Annotated in this window: 1 protein-coding gene; it reads left to right on the top strand. The window is 67.0% G+C overall.

Going from position 1 to position 1,429, the window contains the following annotated elements; all coding sequences use genetic code 11:
* Positions 1-45: 45 nt before the first annotated feature.
* Positions 46-1,429, top strand: a 1,384-nt coding sequence (locus JOC24_RS32965) for a beta-ketoacyl synthase N-terminal-like domain-containing protein (protein ID WP_374104556.1), incomplete at its 3' end; no start/stop codon positions are given.

Below are 1,429 nucleotides of genomic sequence, written 5' to 3'. Positions count from 1 at the left end.
GAGGGTGGTCCGGAGCGGTTTATGGCGTCGATGGCGGAGCTGTGGGTGCAGGGTGTCGAACTGGACTGGAGGACAGTTCTCGACAGCCCGGACACTCACGACGGCGCCCGCCACATAGACCTGCCCACCTACGCCTTCCAGCGAGACCGATACTGGCTCGCACCCTCCAACTCCGGTTCTCCTGTCCAGATCGACCTGCCTTCCGTCCCGCCGGCCGAGGCGCTGGAGGGCTTCAGGCGCCGGATGGCCGCAGCGTCTACGGATACCCAACGGATGAGGGTGGCGCTGGACGAGGTACGCGCCCACGCGGCAGCAGTGCTGCGATGGCCGTCACCGGCAGAGGTCGAAGTCCGAAAAGCCTTCAGGGAGTCAGGCTTCGACTCTTTGACCGCCGTGGAGCTCCGGAACCGGCTGTCCGGCGCTATCGGCATCACCCTCTCACCCACAGTTGTGTTCGACCATCCGACACCGCTAGCGCTCGCCAAGCATGTCCGCGACAGGGCCCTCGGTATCGATGTGGCGGTCGACGAGCCCTCCATTGCGGCGAACTCACCGCTTCTCTCGCACGAACCGATCGCGATCGTGGCGACGAGCTGCCGCTTCCCCGGCGACGTCCGTTCGCCGGAAGGCCTATGGGAACTGCTCCTGTCGGATACCGATGCGGTATCCGGATTCCCCGACGACCGCGGCTGGAATCTCGCCGATCTGTACCATCCCGACACCACACGGCCGGGCACCAGCTATCCGCATCAGGGTGCATTTCTCCACGACGCTGCGGACTTCGACGCCGGCTTCTTCGGTATCTCCCCCCGCGAGGCCTTGGCGATGGACCCGCAGCAGCGGCTCCTGCTGGAGACTTCCTGGGAGGCCCTGGAACGAGCGGGCATGGATCCGCAGTCGCTGCGCGGCAGTCGTACCGGTGTTTTCGTCGGTGCCGTCCCTCATGGCTACGGCAGCGGATCGGTCGAGGGCCAGGAAGCCGAAGGTTATCTGTTCACGGGTGCGGCGGGCAGTGTGGCGTCCGGTCGTATCGCGTACACGTTCGGTCTGACGGGTCCGGCGATCACGGTGGACACGGCCTGTTCGTCGTCGTTGGTGGCGTTGCACCTGGCGGTGCAGTCCCTGCGCCAGGGCGAGTGTGAGATGGCCATGGCCGGCGGTGTGACAGTGATGTCCACGCCTGGCGTCTTCACCGAGTTCAGCCGACAGCAGGGTCTGGCGCGCGACGGGCGGTGCAAACCGTTCGCCGCGGCGGCCGACGGCACGGCGTGGGGCGAGGGCGTCGGCATGGTGCTGCTCGAGCGGCTGTCTGATGCGGTGCGTAACGGGCATCAGGTGTTGGCCGTGGTGCGGGGTTCGGCGGTGAATCAGGACGGTGCGTCGAACGGGCTGACCGCGCCGAACGGTCCCGCGCAGCAGCGAGTCATCC

It is taken from the genome of Streptomyces sp. HB132 (genome assembly GCF_016909575.1).
Classification (GTDB): Bacteria; Actinomycetota; Actinomycetes; order Streptomycetales; family Streptomycetaceae; genus Streptomyces.
The sequence above is the reverse complement of the archived record's forward strand: the minus strand, read 5'-3'. Positions and strand labels throughout refer to the sequence as shown.